The 26,105-nt window shown below is 46.3% G+C and carries 22 protein-coding genes and 3 pseudogenes; 9 read left to right on the top strand and 16 right to left on the bottom strand.

Annotated elements, in window-relative coordinates; genetic code table 11:
- Positions 1–73: 73 nt before the first annotated feature.
- The 3 genes from V5J77_RS16185 (at position 74) to V5J77_RS16195 (ending at position 3,185) form a co-directional block, all read left to right on the top strand.
- Positions 74–856, top strand: a complete 783-nt coding sequence (locus tag V5J77_RS16185; protein ID WP_338551868.1) for an aminoglycoside adenylyltransferase domain-containing protein — start codon at positions 74–76, stop codon at positions 854–856.
- 243 nt (positions 857–1,099) lie between these two features.
- Positions 1,100–1,786 carry a response regulator transcription factor gene (locus V5J77_RS16190; RefSeq protein WP_338551869.1) on the top strand — a complete coding sequence of 229 codons (687 nt, stop codon included), beginning with the start codon at positions 1,100–1,102 and terminating at the stop codon, positions 1,784–1,786.
- The gene (locus V5J77_RS16195) at positions 1,770–3,185 is read left to right on the top strand and encodes a HAMP domain-containing sensor histidine kinase (protein ID WP_338551870.1); all 1,416 of its coding nucleotides are present in this window, start codon (positions 1,770–1,772) and stop codon (positions 3,183–3,185) included. The genes V5J77_RS16190 and V5J77_RS16195 overlap by 17 nt, the downstream gene beginning before the upstream one ends.
- A gap of 471 nt (positions 3,186–3,656) precedes the next feature.
- On the opposite strand, the gene V5J77_RS16200 is transcribed toward V5J77_RS16195, so the two are convergent.
- Positions 3,657–3,998 (bottom strand): helix-turn-helix domain-containing protein, encoded by a 342-nt coding sequence (locus V5J77_RS16200; RefSeq protein ID WP_338551871.1) that lies wholly within the window; start codon positions 3,996–3,998, stop codon positions 3,657–3,659.
- Between the two features lie 104 nt (positions 3,999–4,102).
- Between V5J77_RS16200 and V5J77_RS16205 the strand changes: the two are divergent.
- Both V5J77_RS16205 and V5J77_RS16210 read left to right on the top strand, forming a co-directional pair.
- Positions 4,103–5,018: pseudogene (locus tag V5J77_RS16205) on the top strand (arginase family protein).
- 241 nt (positions 5,019–5,259) lie between these two features.
- Positions 5,260–5,967, top strand: a complete 708-nt coding sequence (locus V5J77_RS16210) for a hypothetical protein (protein WP_338551872.1) — start codon at positions 5,260–5,262, stop codon at positions 5,965–5,967.
- 165 nt (positions 5,968–6,132) lie between these two features.
- Here V5J77_RS16210 and V5J77_RS16215 read toward each other — a convergent pair whose 3' ends face one another.
- Positions 6,133–6,924, bottom strand: coding sequence for an IucA/IucC family C-terminal-domain containing protein (locus V5J77_RS16215; protein WP_338551873.1), 792 nt, complete (start codon positions 6,922–6,924; stop codon positions 6,133–6,135).
- Positions 6,911–8,866, bottom strand: coding sequence for an AraC family transcriptional regulator (locus tag V5J77_RS16220; protein ID WP_338551874.1), 1,956 nt, complete (start codon positions 8,864–8,866; stop codon positions 6,911–6,913). Before V5J77_RS16220 ends, V5J77_RS16215 begins: the two co-directional genes overlap by 14 nt.
- A gap of 289 nt (positions 8,867–9,155) precedes the next feature.
- Here V5J77_RS16220 and V5J77_RS16225 point away from each other — a divergent pair.
- Positions 9,156–10,109, top strand: a pseudogene (locus V5J77_RS16225) (endo-1,4-beta-xylanase); the annotation flags it as partial.
- Positions 10,110–10,133: 24 nt separating this feature from the next.
- On the top strand, positions 10,134–10,583 hold the full coding sequence (locus V5J77_RS16230) for a hypothetical protein (protein WP_338556851.1): 450 nt from the start codon (positions 10,134–10,136) through the stop codon (positions 10,581–10,583).
- A 134-nt stretch (positions 10,584–10,717) separates the two neighbouring features.
- Here V5J77_RS16230 and V5J77_RS16235 read toward each other — a convergent pair whose 3' ends face one another.
- From V5J77_RS16235 to V5J77_RS16250, 4 genes are all read right to left on the bottom strand, one after another.
- Positions 10,718–11,167, bottom strand: coding sequence for a DoxX family protein (locus V5J77_RS16235; RefSeq protein ID WP_338551875.1), 450 nt, complete (start codon positions 11,165–11,167; stop codon positions 10,718–10,720).
- A gap of 90 nt (positions 11,168–11,257) precedes the next feature.
- Positions 11,258–11,854 carry a TetR/AcrR family transcriptional regulator gene (locus V5J77_RS16240; RefSeq protein ID WP_338551876.1) on the bottom strand — a complete coding sequence of 199 codons (597 nt, stop codon included), beginning with the start codon at positions 11,852–11,854 and terminating at the stop codon, positions 11,258–11,260.
- 230 nt (positions 11,855–12,084) lie between these two features.
- Positions 12,085–12,648 carry an NAD(P)H-dependent oxidoreductase gene (locus tag V5J77_RS16245; protein ID WP_338551877.1) on the bottom strand — a complete coding sequence of 188 codons (564 nt, stop codon included), beginning with the start codon at positions 12,646–12,648 and terminating at the stop codon, positions 12,085–12,087.
- A 136-nt stretch (positions 12,649–12,784) separates the two neighbouring features.
- On the bottom strand, positions 12,785–13,621 hold the full coding sequence (locus tag V5J77_RS16250; protein ID WP_338551878.1) for an AraC family transcriptional regulator: 837 nt from the start codon (positions 13,619–13,621) through the stop codon (positions 12,785–12,787).
- Positions 13,622–13,771: 150 nt separating this feature from the next.
- Between V5J77_RS16250 and V5J77_RS16255 the strand changes: the two genes are divergently transcribed.
- Positions 13,772–14,869, top strand: a complete 1,098-nt coding sequence (locus V5J77_RS16255; protein WP_338551879.1) for a glycoside hydrolase family 88 protein — start codon at positions 13,772–13,774, stop codon at positions 14,867–14,869.
- Between the two features lie 133 nt (positions 14,870–15,002).
- Here the strand turns inward: V5J77_RS16255 and uxaC are convergent, their stop codons facing one another.
- The 7 genes and pseudogenes from uxaC to V5J77_RS16290 all read right to left on the bottom strand — a co-directional run bounded on the left by uxaC (position 15,003) and on the right by V5J77_RS16290 (position 23,138).
- The gene (gene uxaC, locus V5J77_RS16260; RefSeq protein ID WP_338551880.1) at positions 15,003–16,409 is read right to left on the bottom strand and encodes a glucuronate isomerase; all 1,407 of its coding nucleotides are present in this window, start codon (positions 16,407–16,409) and stop codon (positions 15,003–15,005) included.
- A gap of 78 nt (positions 16,410–16,487) precedes the next feature.
- Positions 16,488–17,948, bottom strand: a pseudogene (gene larC / locus V5J77_RS16265) (nickel pincer cofactor biosynthesis protein LarC).
- Between the two features lies 1 nt (position 17,949).
- Complete coding sequence (gene larB, locus V5J77_RS16270; RefSeq protein ID WP_338551881.1) at positions 17,950–18,702, bottom strand: nickel pincer cofactor biosynthesis protein LarB; 753 nt, start codon at positions 18,700–18,702, stop codon at positions 17,950–17,952.
- A 34-nt stretch (positions 18,703–18,736) separates the two neighbouring features.
- Positions 18,737–20,206: a gluconokinase gene (locus tag V5J77_RS16275; RefSeq protein WP_338551882.1), complete on the bottom strand. Its 1,470-nt coding sequence runs from the start codon at positions 20,204–20,206 to the stop codon at positions 18,737–18,739.
- Positions 20,207–20,222: 16 nt separating this feature from the next.
- On the bottom strand, positions 20,223–21,050 hold the full coding sequence (gene larE, locus V5J77_RS16280) for an ATP-dependent sacrificial sulfur transferase LarE (RefSeq protein WP_338551883.1): 828 nt from the start codon (positions 21,048–21,050) through the stop codon (positions 20,223–20,225).
- Positions 21,051–21,065: 15 nt separating this feature from the next.
- Positions 21,066–21,836 carry an SDR family oxidoreductase gene (locus tag V5J77_RS16285; RefSeq protein WP_338551884.1) on the bottom strand — a complete coding sequence of 257 codons (771 nt, stop codon included), beginning with the start codon at positions 21,834–21,836 and terminating at the stop codon, positions 21,066–21,068.
- A gap of 33 nt (positions 21,837–21,869) precedes the next feature.
- Positions 21,870–23,138: a lactate racemase domain-containing protein gene (locus tag V5J77_RS16290; RefSeq protein ID WP_338551885.1), complete on the bottom strand. Its 1,269-nt coding sequence runs from the start codon at positions 23,136–23,138 to the stop codon at positions 21,870–21,872.
- 240 nt (positions 23,139–23,378) lie between these two features.
- Between V5J77_RS16290 and V5J77_RS16295 the strand changes: the two genes are divergently transcribed.
- Positions 23,379–24,539 (top strand): ROK family protein, encoded by a 1,161-nt coding sequence (locus V5J77_RS16295; protein ID WP_338551886.1) that lies wholly within the window; start codon positions 23,379–23,381, stop codon positions 24,537–24,539.
- A 275-nt stretch (positions 24,540–24,814) separates the two neighbouring features.
- Here the strand turns inward: V5J77_RS16295 and V5J77_RS16300 are convergent, their stop codons facing one another.
- Both V5J77_RS16300 and V5J77_RS16305 read right to left on the bottom strand, forming a co-directional pair.
- Positions 24,815–25,507: a DUF4367 domain-containing protein gene (locus tag V5J77_RS16300; protein WP_338551887.1), complete on the bottom strand. Its 693-nt coding sequence runs from the start codon at positions 25,505–25,507 to the stop codon at positions 24,815–24,817.
- The gene (locus V5J77_RS16305) at positions 25,488–26,048 is read right to left on the bottom strand and encodes a sigma-70 family RNA polymerase sigma factor (RefSeq protein ID WP_338556853.1); all 561 of its coding nucleotides are present in this window, start codon (positions 26,046–26,048) and stop codon (positions 25,488–25,490) included. Before V5J77_RS16305 ends, V5J77_RS16300 begins: the two co-directional genes overlap by 20 nt.
- Positions 26,049–26,105: the final 57 nt, after the last annotated feature.

A 26,105-nucleotide genomic window follows, 5' to 3' on the forward strand; every position in this document is an offset into this window, starting at 1 on the left:
CAGCTAAATTGACAGCCAACCTGAAAACGGATACAATTTTTGGATTATGTATTTATTAAAAGGTGGGTTTCAAATGGACACTGCATATTATTTAGATAGAGCGGTAGAGCTGTTTAAAGAAGAACTGGGCGATCAATTAATTGGAATATATTTACACGGTTCATTAGCAATGGGATGCTTTAACCCAAATAAAAGTGATATTGACTTATTAATCGTTGTACAAGAAGCGTTAACGACTGAAACAAATAAACGTATTGCAAAAAGAGTTTTAAAGCTCCACGAAACTATGCCTAATGATCGCGGGATTGAATTAAGCATTGTTTTGGAAAATGTATTGCAGCATTTTGTTTATCCAACTCCATTCGAATTCCATTATTCTGATTTTCACCGAAAAAGCTATCAAGCTGATGACGATTATATTTGTGGCGGATATGACGATGCAGATTTAGCGGCTCATTTTGTAGTAGCCTATTATCGCGGAATTGCTCTATATGGCAAAGCGTTTCGCGAAGCTTTCCAGCCTATTGACGAGCTGTTTTATATCAAGTCCATTCTATATGATATTCAAAATGCAGCAACGGATATTATTGACACACCGATGTATATCACCTTAAATCTTTGCCGGGTTCTGTTTTTCTTAAGAGAAGGTGCCGTAGCTTCTAAAAAAGAAGGTGGAGACTGGGGCATGCATGCCCTGCCCTCCAAATATCACCCGATGATAGAGCGCTCCCTGAATGAATACAGCGGCATCGAAGATCAGTCAGCATATAATCGTGAAATGTTGACGGCGTTTGCCTCCTATATGCTAAGCGAAATAAATAAAGACAGTCGGATCATGCAAATACATACGAATTAGGCGGCATTCTAAACGGCATTTCAGAAGCTTTTATCTGAAATGCCGTTTTTCTCAATGATGCGTTTTATATGAGCCATTATGCTGCGCACCCTTGCTCCTCCCCTCGCCCGACATCGCCCTGACTCAATAATCATTCATAATATGTGTCAGTATGAAGTGCAGCGTATAGTCATTCCTTAGCACAGGCGGTATACTTTTTTCAGAGATGACTGTATGTTAGACCGCCACATCGGAGGATTACTTATGAATACGATTATGATTGTCGAAGACGAAGAAGCCATCTCAAGGGTGCTGGCTGCTTATATACGCAAGGCGGGCTTCAATTGCCACATATATCGAAATGGCTTGGAGGCCATTAAAGCCTTTGATGCGGCAACGCCCACGCTCATTCTTCTCGATGTCATGCTGCCGGGAATGAATGGCTGGGAAATTTTGCACCATATTCGCCACAAAAGCGCTTGTCCCGTCATTATGCTGACGGCCAGGGGCGATGTCAGCGACCGGATTCTAGGGCTTAATGAAGGAGCCGATGATTATATGACAAAGCCCATTGAGCCAGAAGAGGTTGTTGCCCGCATCCATGCAGTGCTCAGACGGCCGCCCCGCTCACTCGTCAGCTCAGAGCAGGTCACTTTTGGCAGCATTCGCATTGATTTTAAATCACATGCGGTTTATTTGAATGGCGCCAGCCTAGCGGTCACGCCCCGTGATTTGTCGCTGCTCATGTTCCTCGCCGAGCATCCGAACCAGATTTTTTACCGCGAGCAGTTAATAGATAAAGTATGGGGCATGGATTATGAGGGCAGCGACCGCGCGGTAGATTTGGCCATTAAACGGTTACGCAAGCTGCTGCTGCATTGGCCGCCAGAGGAAGGAGAGATCCGCACCTTGCGGGGGACGGGGTATATGCTTTATGTCAACCTCCAATAATCGTCGCCAAACGCTGCTCAGCCGCTGGACCTTTCGTTATGTACTCACCTTATTCATTGGATTGCTTGCCATCGGATTGGTATCCATCTTCTGGATTCGCCAGCAAACGCTGCATGAGCGGAAGCAAAATCTCCAAGCCTTCGCAGTTGTCGCCTCACAATATGTAAGCTATGAGAACGGGAAAATCGTCATTCCAGGCAATTTCTATGAATGGATCGACCGCACCCAGCGCCGTTACTCGCTGCCAGGGCAATTTTCGCTGCACGTATTTGACCAAAGCGGGAACGTTGTTTTTCTTAAAAAGGGGCCCCGAGACAAAGATGTGGCTCCGGCTCCGGCTGCGCCTTCACTTTCGAGTGAGCTTAGCGTCGTCATATCGAATGATCAGTATACGCTGACAACTCCAATAAGAGGCGAAAATATGGAGGAGGCCGTCGGATCGGTTGTCCTTTCCTATGCCTATAAGGAGCTAGTCCAGGTTAATCAGAACTACCGCCTCATTGCTGCCCTGCTCCTTGGCTCAGGCTTGCTTGGCTGGCTCATCATCTTCTTTCTATCTCGAAATTTAAGAAGGCCGATCCAGCAGCTCGCTGAGGCACTCCATCAGATGGAGGCTGGCAATTATCAGGTCATCGTTCCCAACCAAGTGAAGGAAAAGGAAATACACGATTTGCTAGTGTCCTTCCAGACGATGGCTGCACGCCTCGGCACATTGGAAGAGCTGCGTACAGAGCTGCTTGCTGGCGTGACCCATGAGCTGAAAACACCGATTTCCTCCATCCATGGCCTTATTCATGCCGTTCGTGACCAAGTAGTTGCGGAGGAGGAGGCTGAAGAATTTCTCGACATCTCCTTGCAGCAGACTCGCCGACTTCAGCATATGGTCACCGACCTGCTGGATTTCCATGCCTTTGCTTCCGGCAAAATCAGCGTCCGGCAGGACTCGCTTGATCTCGGCAAGCTAGTTGGAGAAATTGTGTATCAGTGGGGCTTGCTTGATCCTGTAGAGGGGCTCGAGCTAACAACCGATATTCCGAGCGGAGCTTTCCCAGCTGCAGGTGACGCCAGCCGCATACAGCAAATTATTGTCAATTTGCTGAACAATAGCAGACAAGCGCTGCAAGGCCGCGGCCGCATCCATGTAGCCTTGTCGCCATCATCAGCTGGCAGCTATGAAGTGATTGTGCAGGATAACGGTCCCGGTATACCGGATGAGGAGCAGAAAAATATTTTTGAGCGCTACTTTCGCGGTGAGCGCAACAAGCTTTCTGTCGGTGGCCTTGGTCTCGGCCTTACCTACAGCCGGATGCTGGCCACAGCCATGGGAGGCCAGCTGAATTTGAAGCACAGTACCCCTCAGGGAACGACATTCCAGCTATTGCTCCCTAAGCAGCCATAATTGCTCGTGAGGCCGCTTCGTGTCTCGCTCTATAATAGGTGTTAAACCAACTTAGTGTCTAACCATTTAATCAAGGTCAGTCAGCAGCATTGGGCTGGCTTTTTTCTTTGCAGCCTTATGGCTATTCCGCTAATATCGAAAAGCCCGCGGCAGCATTCCTCATGCGCGGACTTTCAGGCGTTTCCCATTGCGCAAGGATCAACTTGACTGGGCGGACACAGCGGCAGCTATATCAACAAAAGGCATGGGATTTGGTACAGGCTGCGGACTCAGGAGACGCTAATGGGCTGGCGAAAGCCATTTTGAGGTGATGATATGGGCAATAGCGAATTCCCTGTCCGCATAATTCCAGAAATGGGGTTAAAAGCTAGAATAGCGGAACCTCAGTCCTTCTAAAAAAGTAAGCGCTCAGCAAGGCACAGCAGACCGGCTCCGGTTTGCAAATACACCTAGTTAGCAGTTGAAGCGGATCTAACTATTTTGATTTTTTTCTCCCCACTCACATAACTGTTCTAAGACAGGCAATAGCGTTTCCGCTTTATCTGTGAGACTGTATTCGACTTTAGGGGGAACCTGAGGGTACTCCTTCCGATTCACCAAACCATCCGCTTCCAATTCTTTGAGATGCGAACTCAATGTTTTATAAGTGATCGTTCCTATCTGTCTTTTCAGATCATTAAAGCGAACCGGCTGATTTTCTGCCAAGATATAAATAATAACCATTTTCCATTTACCACCAATAACGGACACGGTGTAACCAAAGGGCGTATCTTGAATATTTTTAACTTTACCTTTATATTCAGCCATACTCATATTTACACTATCCTCTCGGGTAGTACCTATCAATAAAGTGCGTACTACGTTTTAATTTGCGTTCAGTTTATACTGTCCTTACTTTGATGTAAGGGAGAGAAAACATGACTAATAAAACAATACGCCTGTTAATGCCGCAATGGCAAGGGGGAGATAACCCTAACTACTCTTTGGGAGCTGAATTGCTTGCTTGGTTAGCTCCAGGCAATGATCAACCTCTTATCCATGTGCCAGTGCAAGCTTATGACGGCACTCCACTTAAACACGAGAACGGGCATGAATGGGAGACAACAGCTGCTTGAACAATTAGAGGCTGCTCAGCATATTATTAAGGCGCATAAGCCAGACCGCATCATTATGTTTGGTGGCGACTGCTTAGTCGAGCAAGCCCCATTTGCCTATTTAAACGAGCGCTACGGTGGTGAATTAGGCTTAATTTGGATTGATGCTCACAGTGATTTAGTTAGATATGCGGGCTATGATAACGGACATACCTTGCCGCTCGGAAATCTGCTCGGAGAAGGAGATGCGGATTTTGCAAAACATGTAAAAATCCCTTTAAAGCCTGAAAATATCTTTATTGCGGGACTTGCAGCTCCTACAGCACAAGAAATAGAAGTGATTTCAGAAGCATTTCAAAGACTAGGCATTGCTACTACAGAACCAGATTCCGAAGTCATTCAAAGATTAGGAATTAGAACGGCAGGGACTGAAGAGCTAGCAAGCAGCACGGAATCTATAAAAAAGTGGATTAAAGAAAGCAAAATTAAGCACCTAGCTATTCATCTTGATTTAGATGTGCTCGATCCAAAAGCATTTCGTTCCCTATTGTTCGCGAACCCTGAAGCACCCTATACTTATTCTCCTGCGGGAACGATGCAAATGCCTCAGCTACTTCATCTGATTAAAGAACTGTCAGAAGAAACAGATGTGGTTGGATTAGGCATAACGGAGCATATGCCATGGGATGCAATTAACTTGAAGAAGCTGCTCGGCGAAATACCTATCTTAAATAAGTAAAGCTGGCATCCGAAATATAATCGAACACACTGTTCTGCTTAATCATAAAATACACGTTCGCGCTTTATGTCTGCGAGGGTGTATTTTTATGTGGAAGCGAATAGAAATCAGGAGCTGGCTCGCTCACGTTTGCATGCATATGCTAGTTCCCCGCCATGCTCCCTCAACATCTTCCTGACACAAAGATATATTAATCTAGCTCTAGAACAACATCCCCCCCATTTGAGAGGAGCTTCCCCCTATGAAAGCAAAAAAAACGATTGTCACTCTGCTGATTCTGCTTGCGGTAAGTGCAGGCGCCGTTCAAGTAACTACGGCCAACGAAACAGTCCCACCTCAATGCCATAAGCAAAAAAAACCGGGCAAAAATCCCCCCTCCTCTCCGGTTTCTGTAAATTCTAAGCCAGCTCCACATGCGGGGCCTAAATCAGGAGCCAGCACCAGCATAACCGACCAGAACGGTTATACAATTTCGATCACAGGCGGCTTTGACACCGATTTCGTGGATCATGGCAGACCTGTCGTACTCATTGCGGCCGCGCTTGACGTATCCGCCGAAGTATTCAGAGATGCCTTCAGCGGTGTAGCACCAGCAGGCGCTGGAAGCGATGGACCAACCTCTGAGCAGGCACAATCTAATAAAGCAGCTCTGCTAAAGGTGCTTGCTCCCTATGGCATTACTAACGACCGTCTCGATGAGGTTTCAAACTACTATCGTTACAATGGCAGCAAGGGCGAGTTTTGGACACATACGGCGGCGACCGCTTCAACCGTATTAACGAACGGCAAAGTGACCGGAATTAAAATTATAAATGCAGGTGCAGGTTATTCCTCCGCTCCCACGATATCTATAACAGGACCCTCTGGCACCTACTCCGCCACAGCTACCGTTTCCTATACAACGGATTTTAAAACAAATGGCAGTCTTACAGAGATTAAGTTGAAGTGAGCAATTAAATGGAATTAGAAAAAGGAAAAGCAGCTATCGGCATCCTACCGATAGCTGTTTTTCTGCTGAAACTGATGATCGTATTCATAGCTTACATGCAGGCCTCTTAAACGTTTGAATTTACAAGCGTCCAGGGCGTGTCTCCCTCCCTTATTGCGATGACAGCTAGAGAGGCTTCGGACAAGCTCTGCAATATTCGGAGGACATTTCGTAATAAAAGCAGCAGGTTTGCCGAATGGAAGCGATCATTTCCCCGGCAATGCCAGCGTGGCTGGGTTTGATAAACCTTGCAAGCGGGTTGCGGCGTTCTCCAAACAGCTCCGCTGATGCAGGCTCTGTCATAAACTTGAAATCAGCATGAAGACGCTGTATAACGGATGAATCGCCCTCCGCCTCCTCCAGACCATCCTCATACAGAGGAACAATGCGGACAAAGGCATTTTCCCACAAAATCGCCAGCGGAACCTTGCCAGCCTCGGATAATGAACGAAATAAGGGCGAAAGATGCTCCGCAAATAGCTGACGCAGCAAATGCTCCCGCCATTCCCGCCGTTTTCCCGCCTCCGGCTCGGTAATCTCTAGTCCATCTACGCTTAAATTAGGAAACTTGGAGCCGCTCGCCTTGCTTTCGCTTTCATCAGGCGAAGTCAGCCGGCAGTTATTTAACGTTAACGATAAGCCCTTGTTGTACACGGTCATCGCATACAAGACAGGTGCAACGAATAAAAAGGCATATCGCTTCGCGAGCATGGACGCTGCCACCCTTCTTGATGGCGCCCCTATCTCGTTTGCTAATTGATCCAAATAAGACTCGCAGTTCTCTCGATTCAGCAAATCCTGAGCTATAATGGCGAGACCAGCGGGTAGATCCTTTTTTTCAGGCATAAACTTGAATCTGGCTTCAAGCTCTTTCCACTGTGCAGGTGAAAGATTAATCGACATATTATCGCGTTCCAAGGAAAATTTCTGCCGTTCTATCCACAATCATATTAATCGCGATCGGCCCATAATAAGCAATCCAGATGTTTGAATCTACTTCATATACTCGATTGTTTTTCACGGCTTCAATACTTTTCCACGTCTCAGTCTGCTGAAACTCCTCAACGACCTCCTTGAACATGTCGTCATGCACGAGGAAATAATGGTCTGCCCCTACTTCAGGAAATGCCTCAAACGAAATTTGATAAGCGGTATCCTGCTCATCCAGCACCTGCTGTGGAGCCGACAAGCCTAAATCATTATATAAAATGTCTCCTGTGCGGTGGCTTGGCGTATGAATGCGAATGCCTTCATCACGTGGGCGAATCAGCGCAACGGTTTGGTCTCCAAGCTTAGCCTTAAGCTCTTGCTTCAGCTTAGCTGTTTTCTCGTTATATGCGTCCAGAACAGCACTCGCTTCTTCCGATTTCCCTGTAATTTTGCCGAAGGTCGTTAAGGTATCGCGCCAATTTTCATCAAAATCGAGCATGATGGTAGGCGCAATTTTAGACAAGCTATCATAGACCTTTTCCTGAAACTCTGTACAAATGATTAAATCGGGCTCCATGGCAGCAATAGCTTCCAAATTCGGCTCATCCCTCGTACCGAGCAATTTAACATCCGTCAGCTTCTCGGACAAATACTCCGGGAAATCGGTTTTATCTGCCGCCGCTTTCACACTGCCCGCTGGCTGCTCGCTTAGCGTTACCAATTGGTCTACAAATTTAGTATCAAGCACTGCAATTTTCGTAGGATGCTGCTCCAGCGTTATTTCTCCCTTTGCATGTTTAATAACGACCGGATAAGCTTGTTGTGCCGTTTGCGTTGCATTTGTTTGAGAGGAGACGGTGCTCGTTGGGCTGGCTCCTCCTGTATTGTTCCCCGAACCATTGCCGGGCGCAGTTGCACATGCACCGAGCAACAAGATTAAGCTCAACATTAAACTTACCGCTAAAATAGACCCCTTACTCCTATTCATTCCTAAAACTCCCCCGTTAATGTGTTGATAATGATTATCACCTTCATTATTATAGGAGAGATTAGAACGAGAGCCAATGGAATATCCCGACACATAGGATGAACTTATACGACGGTTTTGCCTATAATAAAGCGGAGAAACGCCAAAATGCTTCTTAAAAGCTCGGCTAAAATAATAACTATCCCCATAACCTACCGATTCCGCGATTTCCTTTAGCGGTAAATGCGTATTTAATAACATCGCTTGCGCATGATCCATACGAATTCGGATTAAATATTCCAGCGGTCCAATGCCCAGCTTCGCCTTAAATAATCGCTGCAGCTGCCTTTCGCTGCAATGAAGGGTACTTGCTATATCCTGTAGGCTGATCGGCTCGGCATAGCGCTCCTCCATAAACCGAATTGTCTGGCTGACGTAGTTTGGCTGAGCCATTGGCGTTCCCTCATGCGCATGGAGCTGCAGCAGAAGGTCGTACACCAACTGGTGAAAAATAGCTCTCACATGGAATTTCTCCAATGGAGCATCCAGCAGCCAATAGGTGTGCATTTGCTCAACTTTCGCAAGGACACCAAGGGCATAATTAGGAGCGAAGCCATATTGCATTTGGAAGGGATTGTTGTCCCTGTACGCATTTAGCAGCTCCTTGCGGCTAGGCAAAGCGAGAACGGCTTTATAAAAAATCATGAAATAATCAAGCGGCTCAACAACTCGATTTATGTCAATCGTTGCTCCTTTTCCAGCGTGGCATACATAACAATGGTCAACGATATGCTCGGTACCATCAATGAGAACTCTCGCCTCTCCAGCAACAGCTACCAAAAAGGCACTCGCAGGCAAACGAAAGCCTCGCACCCCGTCACCCAATCGCAGCATAGACCGCCGAACATCAAGCACCCGTATTGCCGCATGATTCCATAAGGGCAATTGTTCCTGCAATTTCATTTTGTTCACCTTCCATGTCTGTTTACCGCATCTGTTTAGCGCCTCCAACTCCTCCATTATAGTAAGAATCATTCTCATTATCAAAGCTATTTTTCGCAGCCCAAGCCGCATATTCCAAATTCTCTCAATCTAAATTTTACTATTTTTTGATTTTTAATACATTTGTTGCTATAATGAAAATGTAAGCGCTTTATACTTAGAAGAAAAAGGAGGAGGCTGTAGAGTCCCAAGAGGCTGATAGAGAGATGAGAGGATACTGAAATTAATCATTGTAAAGGAGCTATCATTTATGCTAAGGTCAAAACTCATTATTTGGTGTACCGTGTTTGCATTTGTCGTATCGTTAGTACCATCTGCATGGAGTAATCCGGCTTCGGCTGGACTAGCCTCGGGTAACAAGTTTTTGGGAAATATTATTGCGGGCAGTACTCCATCAAATTTCGGCACCTATTGGAACCAAGTGACGCCAGAAAACTCCACCAAGTGGGGCGCTGTAGAATCAACAAGAAACAGCATGAACTGGGGCTCGGCAGATATGGCCTACAATTATGCGAAAAACAACAACTTCCCCTTTAAATTCCATACACTGGTGTGGGGCAGCCAGGAGCCTTCATGGGTAAGCGGACTTTCCGCAGCTAATCAGCGTGCTGAGGTTCTTCAATGGATTCAGGCAGCTGCCCAGCGTTATCCAAATGCGGAGTATATTGATGTGGTCAATGAGCCCTTGCATGCCAAACCATCCTACCGCAACGCGATTGGCGGAGATGGCGCAACTGGATGGGATTGGGTAATCTGGTCGTTCGAGCAAGCGCGTATTGCTTTTCCAAATGCGAAGCTGCTGATAAATGAATATGGCATCATCGGTGATCCTAGCAAAGCCGCACAATACGTTCAAATTATTAATCTTCTCAAAACCAGAGGTTTAGTCGACGGGATCGGCATTCAATCCCACTACTTTAATATGGACACGGTGTCCGTAAACACAATGAACTCGGTTCTGAATACATTGGGAGCAACTGGACTTCCCATTTATGTGTCAGAGCTTGACATGACGGGGGATGATGCCACTCAATTGGCCAGATATCAGCAGAAGTTCCCGGTATTGTGGGAGCATCCATCGGTCAAAGGCGTTACGCTGTGGGGATATATCCAGAACCAGACTTGGGTAACTGGAAGTCATCTCATTACAAGCTCTGGCGTTGAGCGTCCCGCCTTGCAATGGCTGCGGCAATATTTGAGCAGCAATGGCGGCAATAGCGGAGGCAGCGTGCTCGCTACCTTTGAAACGGGAACAGAGGGTTGGAGCAGCACTTCATTAGTTGGAGGACCTTGGTCAACTACCGCTTGGAGCTCGCAGGGCTCTCGTTCGCTACAAGGCGATATTACCATGTCCGCTGGCAGCACGCATTATTTATTTAAAAGCGGCAACACCAATTTTACAGGAAACACGAAGCTTAGAGCTACAGTAAAAGGTGCGAGCTGGGGCAACTACGGCTCTGGGCTCGGTGTAAAGCTATACGTCAAGCATGGCAGCAGCTATACTTGGAAGGATAGCGGATCGGCCACTATTACTGCAGGCGGCTTGGTGAATTTGACATTGGATTTGTCAGGTGTTAATTTGGCCGATATTAGAGAATATGGCATTCAATTTTACGGTGGCAGCAACGCTTCCGGAACTACTGCCGTTTATGTAGACAATGTAGTGCTTGGAAATTAATTGAATGTGGCTTAAAGAACAGTAAATGAAAGGCGGCCTATGCCTATAAGCTATCCTACTAAATGGCTTGTAGGCTTAGTAAGCCCTATATAAGATATCACAGCACTTAATCACTATTCCGTCTTTAGTCAAGCTCACTGTCCGAATAACGGAGAGGTTAGCAGAATCGCTGCAATAAAGATAAGCTGCAGCAAGGCGCGGAAAGGCAGATTTGGTACAGGCCTGCCGCCGATCGTCAATTTTTCGTGTGCCGCATAAATATTTGCCGGAAACATGGCGACGAGCATCAATGTCAAGCCAATAGCAGCAGCTAGTGAAAAGGGTGGCAGGCATATAGCGATTGCTCCGGCAATTTCCAGACATCCGGTCACCGTCACGATCCATTCTTTTTTTGGAAAAGCAGGCGGAACCATACGTATGAGATCCACTCTCCGTTTCCCCCAATGTGCAGAGGCGGTCAGCAGAAACATAATGGCTACTGCACCCTGTAAGGCTGTATGCCAATTATCGAAATAGGATAAACCAAGCAAACCGATGATCCTAAATAACAAAAAAGATGAGATAAGGGCTATTAATGGTGCCATGATGACTCCTCCGTACATTTAGAATTTTTTTCGCAAGCATGATATAAGCAATTATAAATAGTTATAATACTACCTTTTTTTATCAAGTATTTACCGTTTCTTGAGAATGCCTGTCATGAAGTCTGATATCTCTTTCACAGCAAGCGAGACTGACGATATGGGGAAGGACGCCCGGACACGCAGTCCTAACGACAGCAGAACGAACAATTCAGCCGTTATATCTGGATTCACTGCCTCTTCAATCACCCCATGCTCTTGACCCGCTACAATCCATTGCTTAGATAAAAACACCGATCGCTCATAAAAATGCTGGAGCACTTCCGCAATAGCGGGCTCATCCTCCCTGCCCAGCAAATACAAAAGTACTTTGTTCGTCACTTCATCACTGTCTTCCAACCCCGCAAGATTTCTGGAAATAATGTGCATGGGTCCTTCAAACGATTGGCCCGTTGTTTTGGCAACCTCGGCGATAAAATGTTCATTGATGCTTTCGAGTCGATCCTGCAACACCCAGGCAAAAATCTCATCCCTGCTGCTCACGTAATGAAAAATAGCACCCTTGGATAATTGCGATTGCTCCATAATATCCTTCAAAGTAATTGCATGACAGCTTTTGTCCCGCAGCAGTTCCTTGGTTGCATGCAGCAATTGCCCAATGGTTTGTTTCCGGCGTTCTTCATTCTTCATCGTTTGCCTCCATTCTAATGTCAGTGAATGATAGTTATATTCCGATTATACAAACCGACCATCGGTTTGTAAATACATAAAAACAAAACAAGCAGCCGGTACGCTGGAGCCTTTAAAAAGGCTTTTGTTTACCAGCTGCTTGTTGGGTAAAGGATTCCTAAGCAGATTAGCAGACGGCTACTACAACGCCAATTTAACGATTCAACGATAATAACGAATGGTTGACTTCGTTACAGGCTGTCAACAAAATTCAAATAAGCTAATGCGCTTGCTTCTAGCTTGCTTGCAGACGTTGAGACGGCTGCACCCGGTTCATTTTCACCCGGCTCCGCTTCTGTACCATAAAAAGCAAAATAGGAGCGATAATCGGCGTCGCAATAGTGGAAGGTCGTTTCGAAGGGGGCTAACAATTGCTGAAGCGTATAGCGGTACCTTCCCTCTTCCCGATAATTCTTTTCTGTTGCTCCTGCGGATACAGCTAACGCCACTTTGCGATTTTTCAATTTGTCCCCACCGTTGGAGCCGTAAGCCCATCCATAGGCTAAAACCTCATCTAACCATTTTTTAAGGAGAGGCGGACAATTAAACCAGTAAATAGGAAACTGAAAAATCAGCTTGCCATGCGCTTCAACCAATTGCTGCTCCTTCTCCACGTCGATGTTTCCATCAGGGTAAGCTTTATGCAATTCGTGTATCGTATACTTTTCTGGATATTTCGCAAGCTCTTCTGTCCAGCGCTTATTGATGACCGAGGTTTCTAAGCTGGGATGTGTGACAATAATGAGTGTTTTCATTGAGGGCTCCTCCTAAAGTGTAATTGGCCTCTTGAGTATAAAGCGCAAGCTGCAATTATATAAGTACGCACTTTAAGTATAGCTACTTACCCAGTAGATAGTGTCACATCCATTTTTAACCCGGCGAAACGATCGCTCACTTCCCCTTTCTATAAAATAATGGTTTATGGCCCGTTGTTGACTTGAATACCCTGCCAAAGTGTGTCACGCTACCGAAGCCTACCTTCCTCGCAATGAGATTGACCTTCATCGACGATTGCTCCAGAAGCTTTTTCGCCTCCTTGATCCTGACGCTGTTCAAATACTCCACGAACGTAAAGCCTGTTGCCTCTTTAAAAAAACGGCTTAAATAATAGGGGCTGACATAAAATCGCTCTGCCAGCGGATGAAGCGACAGCTCCTGCATATAATGGCTGTTAATGTATTGGACAACCTCCGAAATTCTTTCATGCATCGGACTTGGCGATTCCAGAGGCTCGCTGCTGTTTTGTCTAATATGCCGGCAGCAAACGAGCAGCAGCTGTAAAACCAAAGTTTGCGCATACATCTCAAAGCCTGCTTTTTTGTCCTGTATCTCCTCGATGATCCGCTTGGATAACTCCTCGATGGATAGCCTGTCCTGCAAGGAGCATTTAATAATAATGTACTCCTGTTCAAACAGCGGCTGCAGCGTGTCTATATAGGAGCCATTAGCCGAAGCCATATTGCTCTCATGAATATTAATAATGAGCCGCTCATGCTGCGGCGTTTCCGTGTTAGTTGTCCGGTGCAAAATATTGGGAGAGATAATAATGACATCCCCTTCATTGATCACCATGGTTCTGTCTTTAATAAAAAACTCCCGTTTACCCGACATTAAATAGAAGATTTCATACGTGCTGTGAAAATGGCTGGCTGGCATATTGTGGCTTAGCGCCTTCCGGTGGGAAACCAGTAAAGTCCCGTCCTTATTTTCATATTGAAAATCTCCCATCTGTAGGCTCCGCCCCTCATCTGTTATGTCATTTTATTATACGCCTCCGCTTATTTTCTGCAAGATATAAGAAGAATAAAGATATTTTCGCAAAAAATGTACATGATACTCTGCTAAACTAAGCTTAATACAAGAAGGAGGAATGTACACATGCAAGACAACCTTTCCCCCATTGAGTGGGCAGAGAAGGCCTGCGAGGCGTTAATGGATAAATTTGAGCCGGAATTGCTTCCCCCAGACCGGTTTCACTATCATCAGGGCGTATTTCTGTCGGGTATGGAGAAATGCTGGCAGGAAACGAAGAAGGACAAATACAATGATTATATTAAACGCTGGGTAGATAGCCAGATTCTCGCGGACGGAAGCATTCTGAGCTACAATTCGAATGAGCTGGATGATATACAGCCTGGTGTTCTTCTGTTTAGATTGTATGAGCAAACGGGCGACGAGCGGTATAAAAAAGCGCTGCATACCCTTGTTCCGCTGTTAAAGTCATGGAAAACAAATCCTTCGGGTGGCTTCTGGCATAAGGAGCGTTACCCGAATCAAATGTGGCTGGACGGCTTGTATATGGCGGGCCCTATTGCCGTGCAGTTCGGCCGAACATTCGGTGAAAGCGATTATTTTGACATGATGACGTTCCAAGCGCTTATGATGGCCAAACATACGAAGGACCCGAAAACCGGCCTATTGTACCACGGGTGGGACGAAACGAGGGAAGCCGCTTGGGCTGACCCGGAAACGGGGCTTGCTCCAGAGTTTTGGGGAAGAGCGATCGGCTGGTACCCGGTCGCCTTGCTGGAAATGTTCGAATACCTGCCAGAGGATCATAAGGATAAAGCAGCGCTAGTCCGTATTTTACAGGACCTGCTCCTTTCGCTAATTAATTTCCAAGATGCTGCGACTGGTTTATGGTATCAGGTTGTAGACAAGCCAGAGCAGCCGGATAATTGGCTGGAAAATTCCTGTACTGCCCTGTTCGTTCATGCTATTGCCAAAGCGGTAAGATTCGGTTATCTGGATGCCAAGTATTTGCAATATGCTTGGAAGGGCTATCAGGGCGTTATTGATACGCTGAAGCTTGATGAGAATGGCCATGTCATCATTGGCCAAATCTGTATCGGCACCGGAATTGGCGACTACGCCCACTATATCGCTCGTCCTACCAGCGAAAATGATCTGCACGGCGCAGGCGCTTTTATTCTCATGTGCGTGGAAATGAGCTTGGCTGAAAAGCTAGGTAATTAAGGCAAAAACCCTTTAAGCAGCAAGCCGGCCTGATCATATCCCCTTAAGGAAGACAGTTGAAAAAGAATCCAAGCTATAATGGATTGAATACTGTTGACCGGAGGGGATTTTTTGCTGTGTGTACAGGAGATGTTTATTCGAATGAGAAATACTGTTGGGCATTGTAGTAACATATTTGTTGGACAATCGCGCCCAGCTGTTCCTTATCATTCGGGTATTCACCTTTTGTTACCCATTCACCAATCAGGTTGCACAAAATCCGTCGGAAATACTCATGTCGCGTAAAGGATAGAAAGCTGCGCGAATCTGTCAGCATGCCTACGAAGCGACCCAGAAGTCCAAGCTCAGCTAATGATTTAAGCTGGGCGATCATCCCCTCTTTCGTATCATTAAACCACCAGCCCGATCCGAACTGTATTTTCCCAGCAATGCCTCCTCCTTGAAAATTACCGATCATGGAGCCAATCACTTGATTCTGTGATGGATTAAGTGAATACAGAATTGTTTTTGGGAGACCGCCTTCGCTCTCTATCGCATCCAACAATTGGGACAATGGTCTAGCTATTATGCCATCATTAACTGAATCGTAACCAGCATCAGGACCTAGTCGCTTGAATGCCGGCGTATTATTGTTTCGAAGAACATTCATATGATATTGCATCGCCCAACCACGAGCGGAGTACAGCTTTCCCAAATACACGAGTAACGCTGTTTTATAAAGCTTCTCTTCATTTGGATCTATTTCACCCCCAACAAGTGCTTTGGCAAACACCGCCGACACCTCAGCCTCAGTGCCATCGACAAAGTGAATATCATTCAGCCCATGATCGGAAACTCGACAACCGACTGAGTGGAAAAAGTCGACTCGGTTTTCAAGCGCCTGCAATAGACCGTCATAATCTGAGACGGTAAGTCCAGTAGCACGCTCCAGCTTGCTAATCCATTCCAAGAAATGATTGCCCTTAATATCAAGCCCCTTATCCGGACGGAATGTTGGCAATATCTTCACATCAAAGGCAGGGTCCTGTTGAATCAGAGCGTGATATTCAAGTGTGTCAGTAGGATCATCCGTTGTGCATATGACTTCAACATTAGACTTCATAATGAAATCTCTTGCACCCAGTTCCCCCTCTGTAAGCAGCGTGTTCACTTTCTCCCAGATGATAGGAGCAGTATTACGATTGAGCACTTCGTCGATATCGAAATAACGTTTCAGCTCCAAATGTGTCCAGTGGTACATCGGATTACCGATCATTAAGGGTACGGTTTCGGCAAAAGCAAGAAACTTGTCATAATCGCTGGCGTCGCCCGTTATCCGTTGCTCCTCAATGCCATTAGCCCGCATTAAGCGCCACTTGTAATGATCCCCAGATAACCAAACCTCCGTAACATTACGATATTTCTTATTCTCATATATTTCTTGTGGACTCAAATGACAGTGATAATCAATAATGGGCATCTGTTTCGCGTATTCATGATACAAAGAAACAGCAATCGGACTATCCAACAAAAAGCTTTCATCCATAAATACTTTCTCCACAATCCATCGACTCCTTTTTAGTGAATAATCATAAATAAGTTTCAAGGCAGTCTCCTGCTGCAAAACTGATGAACGCTTTCAATCTAAATACTCACCATTTCTTTCCGCCTTGCGAACGGCGTCATACACGTTCTTGAGCGGAACGCCATGTGTCCTCGCTACTTGCTTGCAATCCTCATATTCCGGTGCCCATTGGACAACTTTATCACCGTGTATCCCTTTTTTCACCGTTATCGGTCCCCATTCGGTCTGCACAGTTATAAAGACTCGCTTTAGGCGATGAACGGACAGTGGATAATATCGGATACCCAATGTCGTGGTCTCTCTGAATAAAATGCTTTTCATTTCATCCAAGTTGCATTCAGAGCAGAGCAGTTGCAGAAGCGTGCCTGGCCTGTTTTTTTTCATATAGATTGGTGTGTAATAGACATCATTTGCTCCATGCTCGAAGAGGAGCTCCATCACGTAGCCCAATTGTTCTCCCGACATGTCATCCAAGTTCACTTCTATTTTCACCATTTCACAATCAATATGCTCGTCTGGCGGCGGCAATTGCTTTCCCATTAGGAATACTCCTCTTCACTGTTGATCTAATTATTCGCCAATCATCACGCGCAGTACGTTAGGCTGTTCATGGAATGTCTTTGTTCCGGCCCCATAACCGATAGAGGCTATCTTAAGCGAAGGCATTGGGCCGAAGCTTTCTGCCAGAACCGAAACAATCCCGGCTCCGGTAGGTGTTGTTAGCTCGGCTCTTATATGCGACTGCTCAATTGGAATACCTTTTAGCATTTCGAGCGTAGCAGGTGCTGGCACAGGATATAATCCGTGATCAATACGAATTTTGCCAATGCCGACTGGTACTGCAGAGCATGTAATTTTTGAAATATGCAGCTGATTAATCAGAATAGCCGCCCCAACAATATCGACTATTGAATCTACAGCCCCCACCTCATGGAAGTGAACCCGCTCTAACGGAATGCCGTGAATATTAGCCTCAGCTTCTCCTATTTTACGGAAAATCGACAGTGCCATTTGCTTAACCTTTTCATCCAGTGTGGAATCCTCAATTAGACGAGTAATTTCCTTATATGCCCGATGTTCATGATGATGGTCGTGAGGGTGATTATGGTCATGATGATGTTCATGATGGTGGTCGTGATGGCGACTATGGTCATGACTATGATGGTGTTGGTCATGGCTGTGATTATGAGAATGGCCATGATCGTGGGTATGGCTATGCTCATGGGAATGACTATGGGAATGGGTATGCTCTTGGCTATGCTCATGGGAATGACTGTGGGAATGGGTATGCTCATGTGCATCCTCGTTTGATAAAGGCTGGAGCACGACATCGAATTTCACAGCCGTAATACCGTTTTTGACAACCGTTTCCCGCTTGAGCTCATACTCACCGTTAATGGGAAGCTTACTTAATTCCTCCTTGAGCAGCTGCAGATCGCCGCCTGCATCAAGTAAAGCTCCAATGAACATATCTCCGCTGATACCGGAGAAGCAGTCAATGTATAATGTTTTCATGTCAGCGTTCCCCTTTGTGTATGAGTTGATGGATAAGCGCAGCGTTGTAGCCGCCACCGAAGCCGTTATCAATATTGACGACACTAATGCCTGAAGCACAAGAATTGAGCATAGTAAGCAATGCCGACAAACCGTTAAAGCTTGCTCCGTACCCAACGCTTGTTGGAACGGCAATGACGGGATGCGATACTAAGCCGCCTACTACACTCGCAAGCGCACCCTCCATTCCGGCTACAACAACAGAAACCGTCGCTTGCTGAATTTCCTCAGCATGATGAAGAAGACGATGAATTCCGGCAACTCCAACGTCATAAATACGATGCACCTTACTCCCAAGCACCTCTGCTGTAACTGCCGCCTCCTCCGCAACGCTTATATCGGAAGTTCCAGCTGCGATTACGGCTATATACCCTTGTCGTTCGATGCGTAATGGCTCGTCGCGTTTCCAATACAGAAGGCGAGACGTACCGTCATAGATAAAATCTGGACGTATACTTCTAATCGCATCGGCTTTCTCCTCAGTAATTCGTGTCACAAGCACCTCATTGTTTTGCTCTTGCAGCGATTGAGCAATGCCAATAATGTGGTCTACAGACTTGTTCTCGCCATATATAATTTCGGGGAACCCTTGTCGTTTTTTCCTATGATGGTCAACCTTGGCAAAGCCGAGATTTTCGAACGGTGCCATTTGCTTCAGAGCGTCCTCAATACTCATGCTTCCATCCTGTACCTGCTTTAGAATGCTTTCTAGCATACTTGCTGTCTACCTCCTAGCAGCCCTGAGCCGCTCAGAATAAAGGCACGATACGTGCTGCCAATTCTGCATACCGCTCATAAATCTCTTCATATTTCATGGCGTTCTTGCGAATGGGGAGCACAGCATCGCTCATTGGAATATTGTTTTTAATATCTTCAAAACGCTTCTCTTCTTTCATTCCAACCAAAGCAGTCCATGCTGCTCCCCATGCTGCGCTGTGATGGTTCTCTGATACACAAATCGACGTATCGAATACATCAGCCATCATTTGAAGCCAAATGGGAGATCGAGCCAAACCACCACTTACATAAATTTGCTTAGGAGGACCCGCTAGCTTCTCAAGCGCTTGGGAGATTTGAAATAAATTGAACGTAATGCCTTCCAACACGGCTCTTACATAATGAGCTTTCGTATGCGACATCGTCATGCCGTAGAAGTTGCCTCTAGCTCGCTGATTCCAAAGCGGAGCCCGCTCACCGTTAATAAAAGGCAGGAATAAAAGCCCCTCAGCCCCGGGGGGAGCTTGATCCGCTTCTTCCAAGAAGCTTTCGTAGCTGCCTGTATCGTTCAGCAATTGCTTTAGCCATTGCAGCGCAATGCCGCCATTGTTCGTTGGCCCGCCAATAATATAAGAATCGCTAGTGAAGGAATAACAGAACGTCTCCCCGCCTGGACTGACCTTCGCTTCATTCGTAAATTGCCGAATTGCTCCACTCGTTCCAACGGTTACAGCCACCTCGCCTGCCAATAGCGCTCCAGTTCCCAGATTGGACAATTGACCGTCAGCAGCTCCGATAACAAAGGATACAGATGGAGCTAATCCCATTCGCTCCGCGAGATCATCCATCGGCTCTCCCAATACGGTCGTTGGAGGTACAAGCTCGGACAGCTGCTCTGTCTGGACACCTGCAAGCTTCAATAGCTCCTTATCCCATTCTAAAGTCGTTGGATTAAACAAGCCTGTAGCAGAAGCCATCGAATAGTCGATTAAGCGCTTCCCAAACCAGCAATAAATAATATATTCCTTAATCGACATGAAGTACGAAGCTTGCTGATAGGCTTCATCTTGTACTTCCCTCATCCACAGCAGCTTCAGGAAAGGTGTCATCGGATGAATAGGTGTTCCGGTCTTCGCATACAACCGGTTTCGTGTCTCTACCGTCATCTGGTCAGCTTGCTCTGTTCCTCTGCCATCCGCCCAAATGAATGCGGCAGAAAGCGGCTTTCCCTCCTCACTTACAGGCAATAATGAATGCATGGCAGCAGAGAAGCCGACTGCAATGATCTGCTCTTTAGCAAGCTTCGCCTTGGTCACAGCCTCCCTTACAGCTTGAACAGCTAACCGTTCAATCGCAGCGGCGTCCTGCTGCGCCCAGCCCTGCTGAGGATAATCCGTAACGATCATCAATTCCGCTTCAGTAATGATATTTCCGATTCGGTCGAATAGGCATGCCTTCACGCTTGTTGTTCCGATATCCAGTCCCATTACATAGTTAGACATGCGCATCCCTTCCTTTTCACAAATCGAGTGAAGCTTCAGCTTCCAGATTAAGAGACTTGTTCATACTTCCACTCTGATAGCCAAGCAAATCCAAAGTAACAAATTTATAGCCATATGACTGTAGGCGCTCAACGATTGTTTGATGATTGAGCAGTACCGCTGCCATATCACTGGCTTCGACTTCAATTCGAGCAATATCCTTATGTGTCCTTACACGAACCTGACGAATATGAAGCGATTTCAAATAGGCTTCAGCACGCTCCACCTTTTGCAGCTTCTCATTCGTAATCGTCTCCCCGTACGCAATTCTAGACGATAGGCATGCGAAGGAAGGCTTATCCCATGTCGGCAATCCAAAGGAGCTGGAAAGCTCGCGAATCTCAGCCTTGAACAAGCCCGCTTCCAATAAGGGCCCACGGACGCCTCTTTCCTTGGCAGCCTGCATACCCGGACGATGCTCATTCATATCGTCTGCGATTACGCCATATACAATATTGGCGAATCCTCTCTCCTCAAGAAGAGGAAGCAGGTGGTCGAATAGACTGCTCTTACAGAAATAACAACGGTTTTTATTATTTTCGGAATAGCCGGGAATCGCGAGCTCAGAGGTTGATATAATCTCGTGACGTACCCCAATAAGCGCCGCTAACTGCTGAGCTTCCTTTAACTCGCTTGTCGGATACGTTTCAGAATCGGCCGTAACGGCGAGTACATGCTGCTCACCCAACGTATCTACGGCAGCCTTAAGTAAAAATGTGCTATCAACGCCTCCTGAGAATGCTACGACAACCGATCCCATCTCTTGCAATATACTTTGCAGGACAACATATTTATCCATAGCCACCTTCTAGCCCCCTCACTAAATCGTCATGCTGCCAAAGCCTCCGTCCACACGCAAGAGCGTTCCAGTAACAAATCCGGATGCTTTTTCTGAAGCGAGCCAAACAGCTGCCCCTTGAAGCTCCTCTGGTTTACCGAAACGATTCATCGGTGTATGCCTCATAATGGAGGCGACACGCTCCTCGCTTAATATTTTCCGGTTCTGTTCCGCAGGGAAAAACCCTGGAATAATCGCGTTTACCCGAATTCCTTGCTCGGCGAACTCACGAGCGAGAAATTGCGTTACGCTATTTAAGCCAGCTTTAGACACGGAATATGTGAAAACCTTCGATAATGGGGTTATAGACGATACAGACGAGATGTTCACAATACTGCCTTGCCGTCCTTGCTCAATCATCCGTTTCGCGAATACTTGACACGTAAGCACGATGCCCTTCAAATTCACATCCATAATGTCATCCCATTCCTCCATTTCCAGCTCAAAGAATGGGGTAGGACTGTTCTTGCCTGGCGCGTTAAATAAAATGTCACAGCCACCTGACCATGCTTCAATTTCGGCTGACAATTGGAGAAGCGACTCCTTGGACCCGACATCAGCTTGAAATGCTTTCACGCTTCCTCCGCTCTTGGCCATTTCTTCTGCTATTGATTGCGCTTTCTCAAAATTCCGTCCAACGATTGCAACCTGTGCCCCATGATCGGCTAACCCAGCTGCTATAGCCGATCCAAGCACCCCATTGCCTCCAATGACTACAGCTGTCTTTCCCGTCAAATCAAACAAGTTTGCCATTTCTGCTTTCCCCCGCTAATTTAATAGTTACTTTTATAGTAAGTTGCCTTCTTTATCGAAAGGCAGTTCGTATAAATCCTCGACGATTTTCATTTTGGGATGACGCTGCACTTCCTCCAGCAAGCTTTCAGATACTTCAATCACACCAAGCTCCAGTGTATTTTTTATTCGAACCATCCTTACTTTTTCAAAGTGTAAAATATTGCAGGTTTTAATCGACGCTTGAATCGTTTCTTTATCATTTGGCAATGTCGTTGCGATCTTCGTAGGCGCGACAACCGTGGACGTCAAGCCGTTCGCATACGTCTTTTCTTTGTCCATTTTGTCGACGAGCCTCTGTGTCGTGAAATCGGCTGTCCCGACGCCATTTGCATTTCCCTCACTCTGAATGGTGACATCCAGCACGGCCATTTTGTTCACATCTGGCCCGCCATGAGCATATGGCGTTGGGTAGCGACCTGTAATATTGGGGTCCATACCGTCTCCACTAATATTTTTACCAATCTCATCAATAATGAGAACATCCAACTGCTCAAAGTACAGCTTAGGAAGCAATGCTTTCGCCCTAACGAGCAACGCAGGCTCGTGCTCCACAATTTCTTCCGCAGTCATCGTTTCAATAAACGCTACTTTATCGAAAGCATTCTCAACCGAAGCGACCCCGAACAAAAACGGCTTATGCTCCATAATCATCTTAGCCATAGCTGGCACGTTCTCGGCCATATATTTGAATCCAAGCTGATGGCAGGCCTCCGCTCCTTTTTGCTTGCCTAGCCCAATGCTGATCATCTTCATCATACCGCTCTCGACCTCGCCTCGGAACGCAGTATGAGGCTTGATTCGATTAATAACAACCATCCCGTCCGCAGAAGCAGCATATTGATCCACGTAGACAGGTAATCCATTAGGCAGCTCGCCGATTTGAACGACCTCCATCGACGATCTGATTTCACAGCCAACGCTCTCTTTGGTGATCCCTAAATGTGCGAGCACTTCACGTTGCCCTTCCGCCGTCGCCCCGCCATGACTGCCCATACTAGGGACGATGAACGGTTTTGCTCCAACATCTTGCAGAAACTTCACGGTCACTGCTGTTATCTCCACGAGCCGATCAAGACCTCTGCTGCCGACTGCGATTGCGATTTCCATGCCTGGCTTTACTTTCTCCACAATCGCTTCGCGTTGCAGCTTTTGCAATAACACACTCCCCAAATCATCAATTTTTGTCTCGTCGAAATCCACTTTAACTTTCGCCATTTTGGGTATCGGAATATCTTTTAAAAGCTCTTGAAGAATGCCCATTATAATCACTCGCTCCTTTTTGATCGGCTCAATTTGTCACTTCATTTATTCATATTGACTACTGTTCATTAATCACCCATAATTAATTTGTTTAGTAAACGAATCAATTATATTAATAATGTATCAAGCCTCAATTTCCTTGTCAATTCTATCTTGAAGGTTAGTCGCGGACTTTTCAACCACCATGCTATAATAAACGCTTATGAATTTATTCGTTAGAATTTGGAGGACTGCATATTGATGGTAACTGGCGATGCAGCATATATCAAAAAAATGAATCGTTCCTTAATCATGAAATATATTTTACAAGAGGGCATGATCTCCCGCGCCCAACTGTCCAAAGCAACCGCCTTAACTCGAGCTACGATATCGGCCCAAGTGTCCGATCTCATTGATGAAGAGCTCGTTATTGAAAATGATACAGCTTACAACTTAGTTGGACGCAAGCCGATCATGATTTCTATTCATGCCGAAGCGGGTTATGCACTTGGTATTGATTTGGAATTAGGGAAAATTTCGTTTGCAGTTGCCAATCTTCAGGGCACAATCGTCGAAACAGAAACGATTTCAATAAATACGACATTGTATTCGGACATTTTGAGCTTGCTTCTGACGTCGATTCGAGCCTTTCAAGAACGATATGCCTCCTGCAGGTATGGTATTGTTGGCGTCGTTATCGGCATTCATGGTCTTGTATCGACAGATGAGATCATTCACTACATTCCTTCCTTCGATTGGCATAACGTTTCGTTAAAAGCGGATCTGGAGAAGTCACTGGGTTTAACGGTACACCTGGAGAACAATGCCAATCTATGCGCATTCGCTGAACGCACTTTCTTCCATCACGAATCGGACAATCTGCTGTGTGTCACTCTGTATACCGGCATAGGGTTAGGCATGATGATTAAGCACTCCTTCTTCCGAGGTCAAAATGGCTTCGCTGGCGAGATCGGTCACATGATAGTAGTACCTGATGGCATTAGCTGCAATTGTGGTAATAAAGGCTGCTGGGAGAAATATGCCTCCGAAGCAAGTGTTTTTCAACAATTAAAAAAAGATAGAGCCGCTACTCCTCTGACCTATGAACAAATACAGCGTTTGCTTGCAGAAGGCGATCCTGAAGTTCAAGCAGCTATGAAACACTTTATATATTATTTATCTATTGGGTTAAATAACATTATCAACATTTATAATCCTGAGATCATTGTGCTCGATAGTGAGCTTCTGCGAATTTACCCAAATGCCTTAAATGAAATCCAGAGTCATATGCACTCCCGTATCAGCCATTATCGTGAAATTAAAATATCCTCAACTGGCAAGCAATCTTGTGTCCTTGGCGCAAGCGCGCTCGCCATTCAAAAATTCCTTCAAGTTCCCACTTTGAATTTGCGTAGAGGGTAGTGCAAGCCGTTCTATTCAAATGAATACAAATTGTATCTCATACAAAATTTCTACTTCCTGCCTGTACTTGCTCGAAAATGTAAAAACCCTTGATTCCTCAAGGGCTTTTACATTTATATTATGGTGGAGCTTACGGGGACCCTCACCCATGAGCACATCACTGCCAGTGATATGCTCTCCCGTATTGAGATATTACACTACCTCCATTTATCTAGCATTCGATGGGTCGGGCGTTCCATTCATTCACACTATACTCGCATCAACTCATTAACTCATTAAGGCTCCAACGACTCGGCTACCTTCATGGCCTCGTCGCCCGAAATCGGACCGGACACGCCATACTGAATACCGTCAACCACCCAGAACAGCTCCGTGAACTCGGCTTGCTCGAAAATAAAGCCGTCCGCTCCACCCACTTTAGTCTGTGTGAACAAATCCATTGGGAACGCCGCCGGCATGCGGCTCGCGCTAAACGTCACCGTCTTGTCACCTAAGCCGTATGTGAAATTTAAATCTCTTAGCGGTTGGTCCTTCATTCCCACGCCAACGATCTCAGCCAGCTTGAAGCCTTCCGGGGCGACTTGAGGAACAAGCACACCAGTACCGAAAGCCGCTTTCGCTGCCTCCACCGTCCCGAATGGAGTTGTAATCAATTGGGACAGCTCCGAGCCTGCGGGTCCTCCGCTTCCGGGCAGCGAGATTCCGGGCGAATGATCCGTTGGCGTTGGAACTGCGGCGGGCTCTTGCAGCATCGGCAATCCCGTTACTATGACGACTGCCGCGACCAGCGCTGCCGCTCCTGCAAGCCAGGCTTTCGGAAGTGCAATTCGGCGGCGGCTTCTCTGCTCCGAGGCGGCTTGCTTCCTGATCTTCTGTTTAACGCTATCGCTCAATTCCACTTTAGAAAACAACATATCATCAGACTCCTTTTGCAAATGTTGACGTAAATTACGATCTATATCCGTCATCGTTTGTCTCCTCCTTGCGTATTTCCCGAGCCAACGCCTCGCGCGCCCGGTGCAGTCTGTTTCTCACGGTACCCTCGGGCGACGACGTTGCTTTCGCAATTTCCCGTGTGTCCAAGTCCAGATAATAATATAAATACAAGGCCTCCTGATACGGCAGAGGCAGACGCAGCATATGCCGCAAAATCTCGCTTTTCTGCAATCTTTTAAGCGCTTCTTCTTCCACGTTGAATGTCCGTCCCCGCTCCATCAGACTCGGATCGGTCGGCTGTTCCGTAAACATCCGCACGCCCATCTTGTCCCGGCAAACGTTGATAGCAATCGTCGTCAACCAGGTTTTAACCGCACTATCTCCACGAAACGAGTTCCAGTTGCGATAAGCGCGAAGAAATACCTCCTGACTGATATCCTCGGCAAAATGCTGATCTCCAGTATAAAAATAAGCGGTGCGCATAATCGTCGAGCCAAAGCTATCCATCAGCTGCTCTAAAGCTTGAGTGGGATCTTTCGGGAAATTTTCCTTGCTATTCGAGCCGGCCGGCATCACTGAACTATCACCTCCACCTATTAGACGGCATGAGCGCATTTTTCGCTGCAATTC

This window comes from Paenibacillus sp. KS-LC4 (assembly GCF_036894955.1).
Classification (GTDB): Bacteria; Bacillota; Bacilli; order Paenibacillales; family Paenibacillaceae; genus Pristimantibacillus.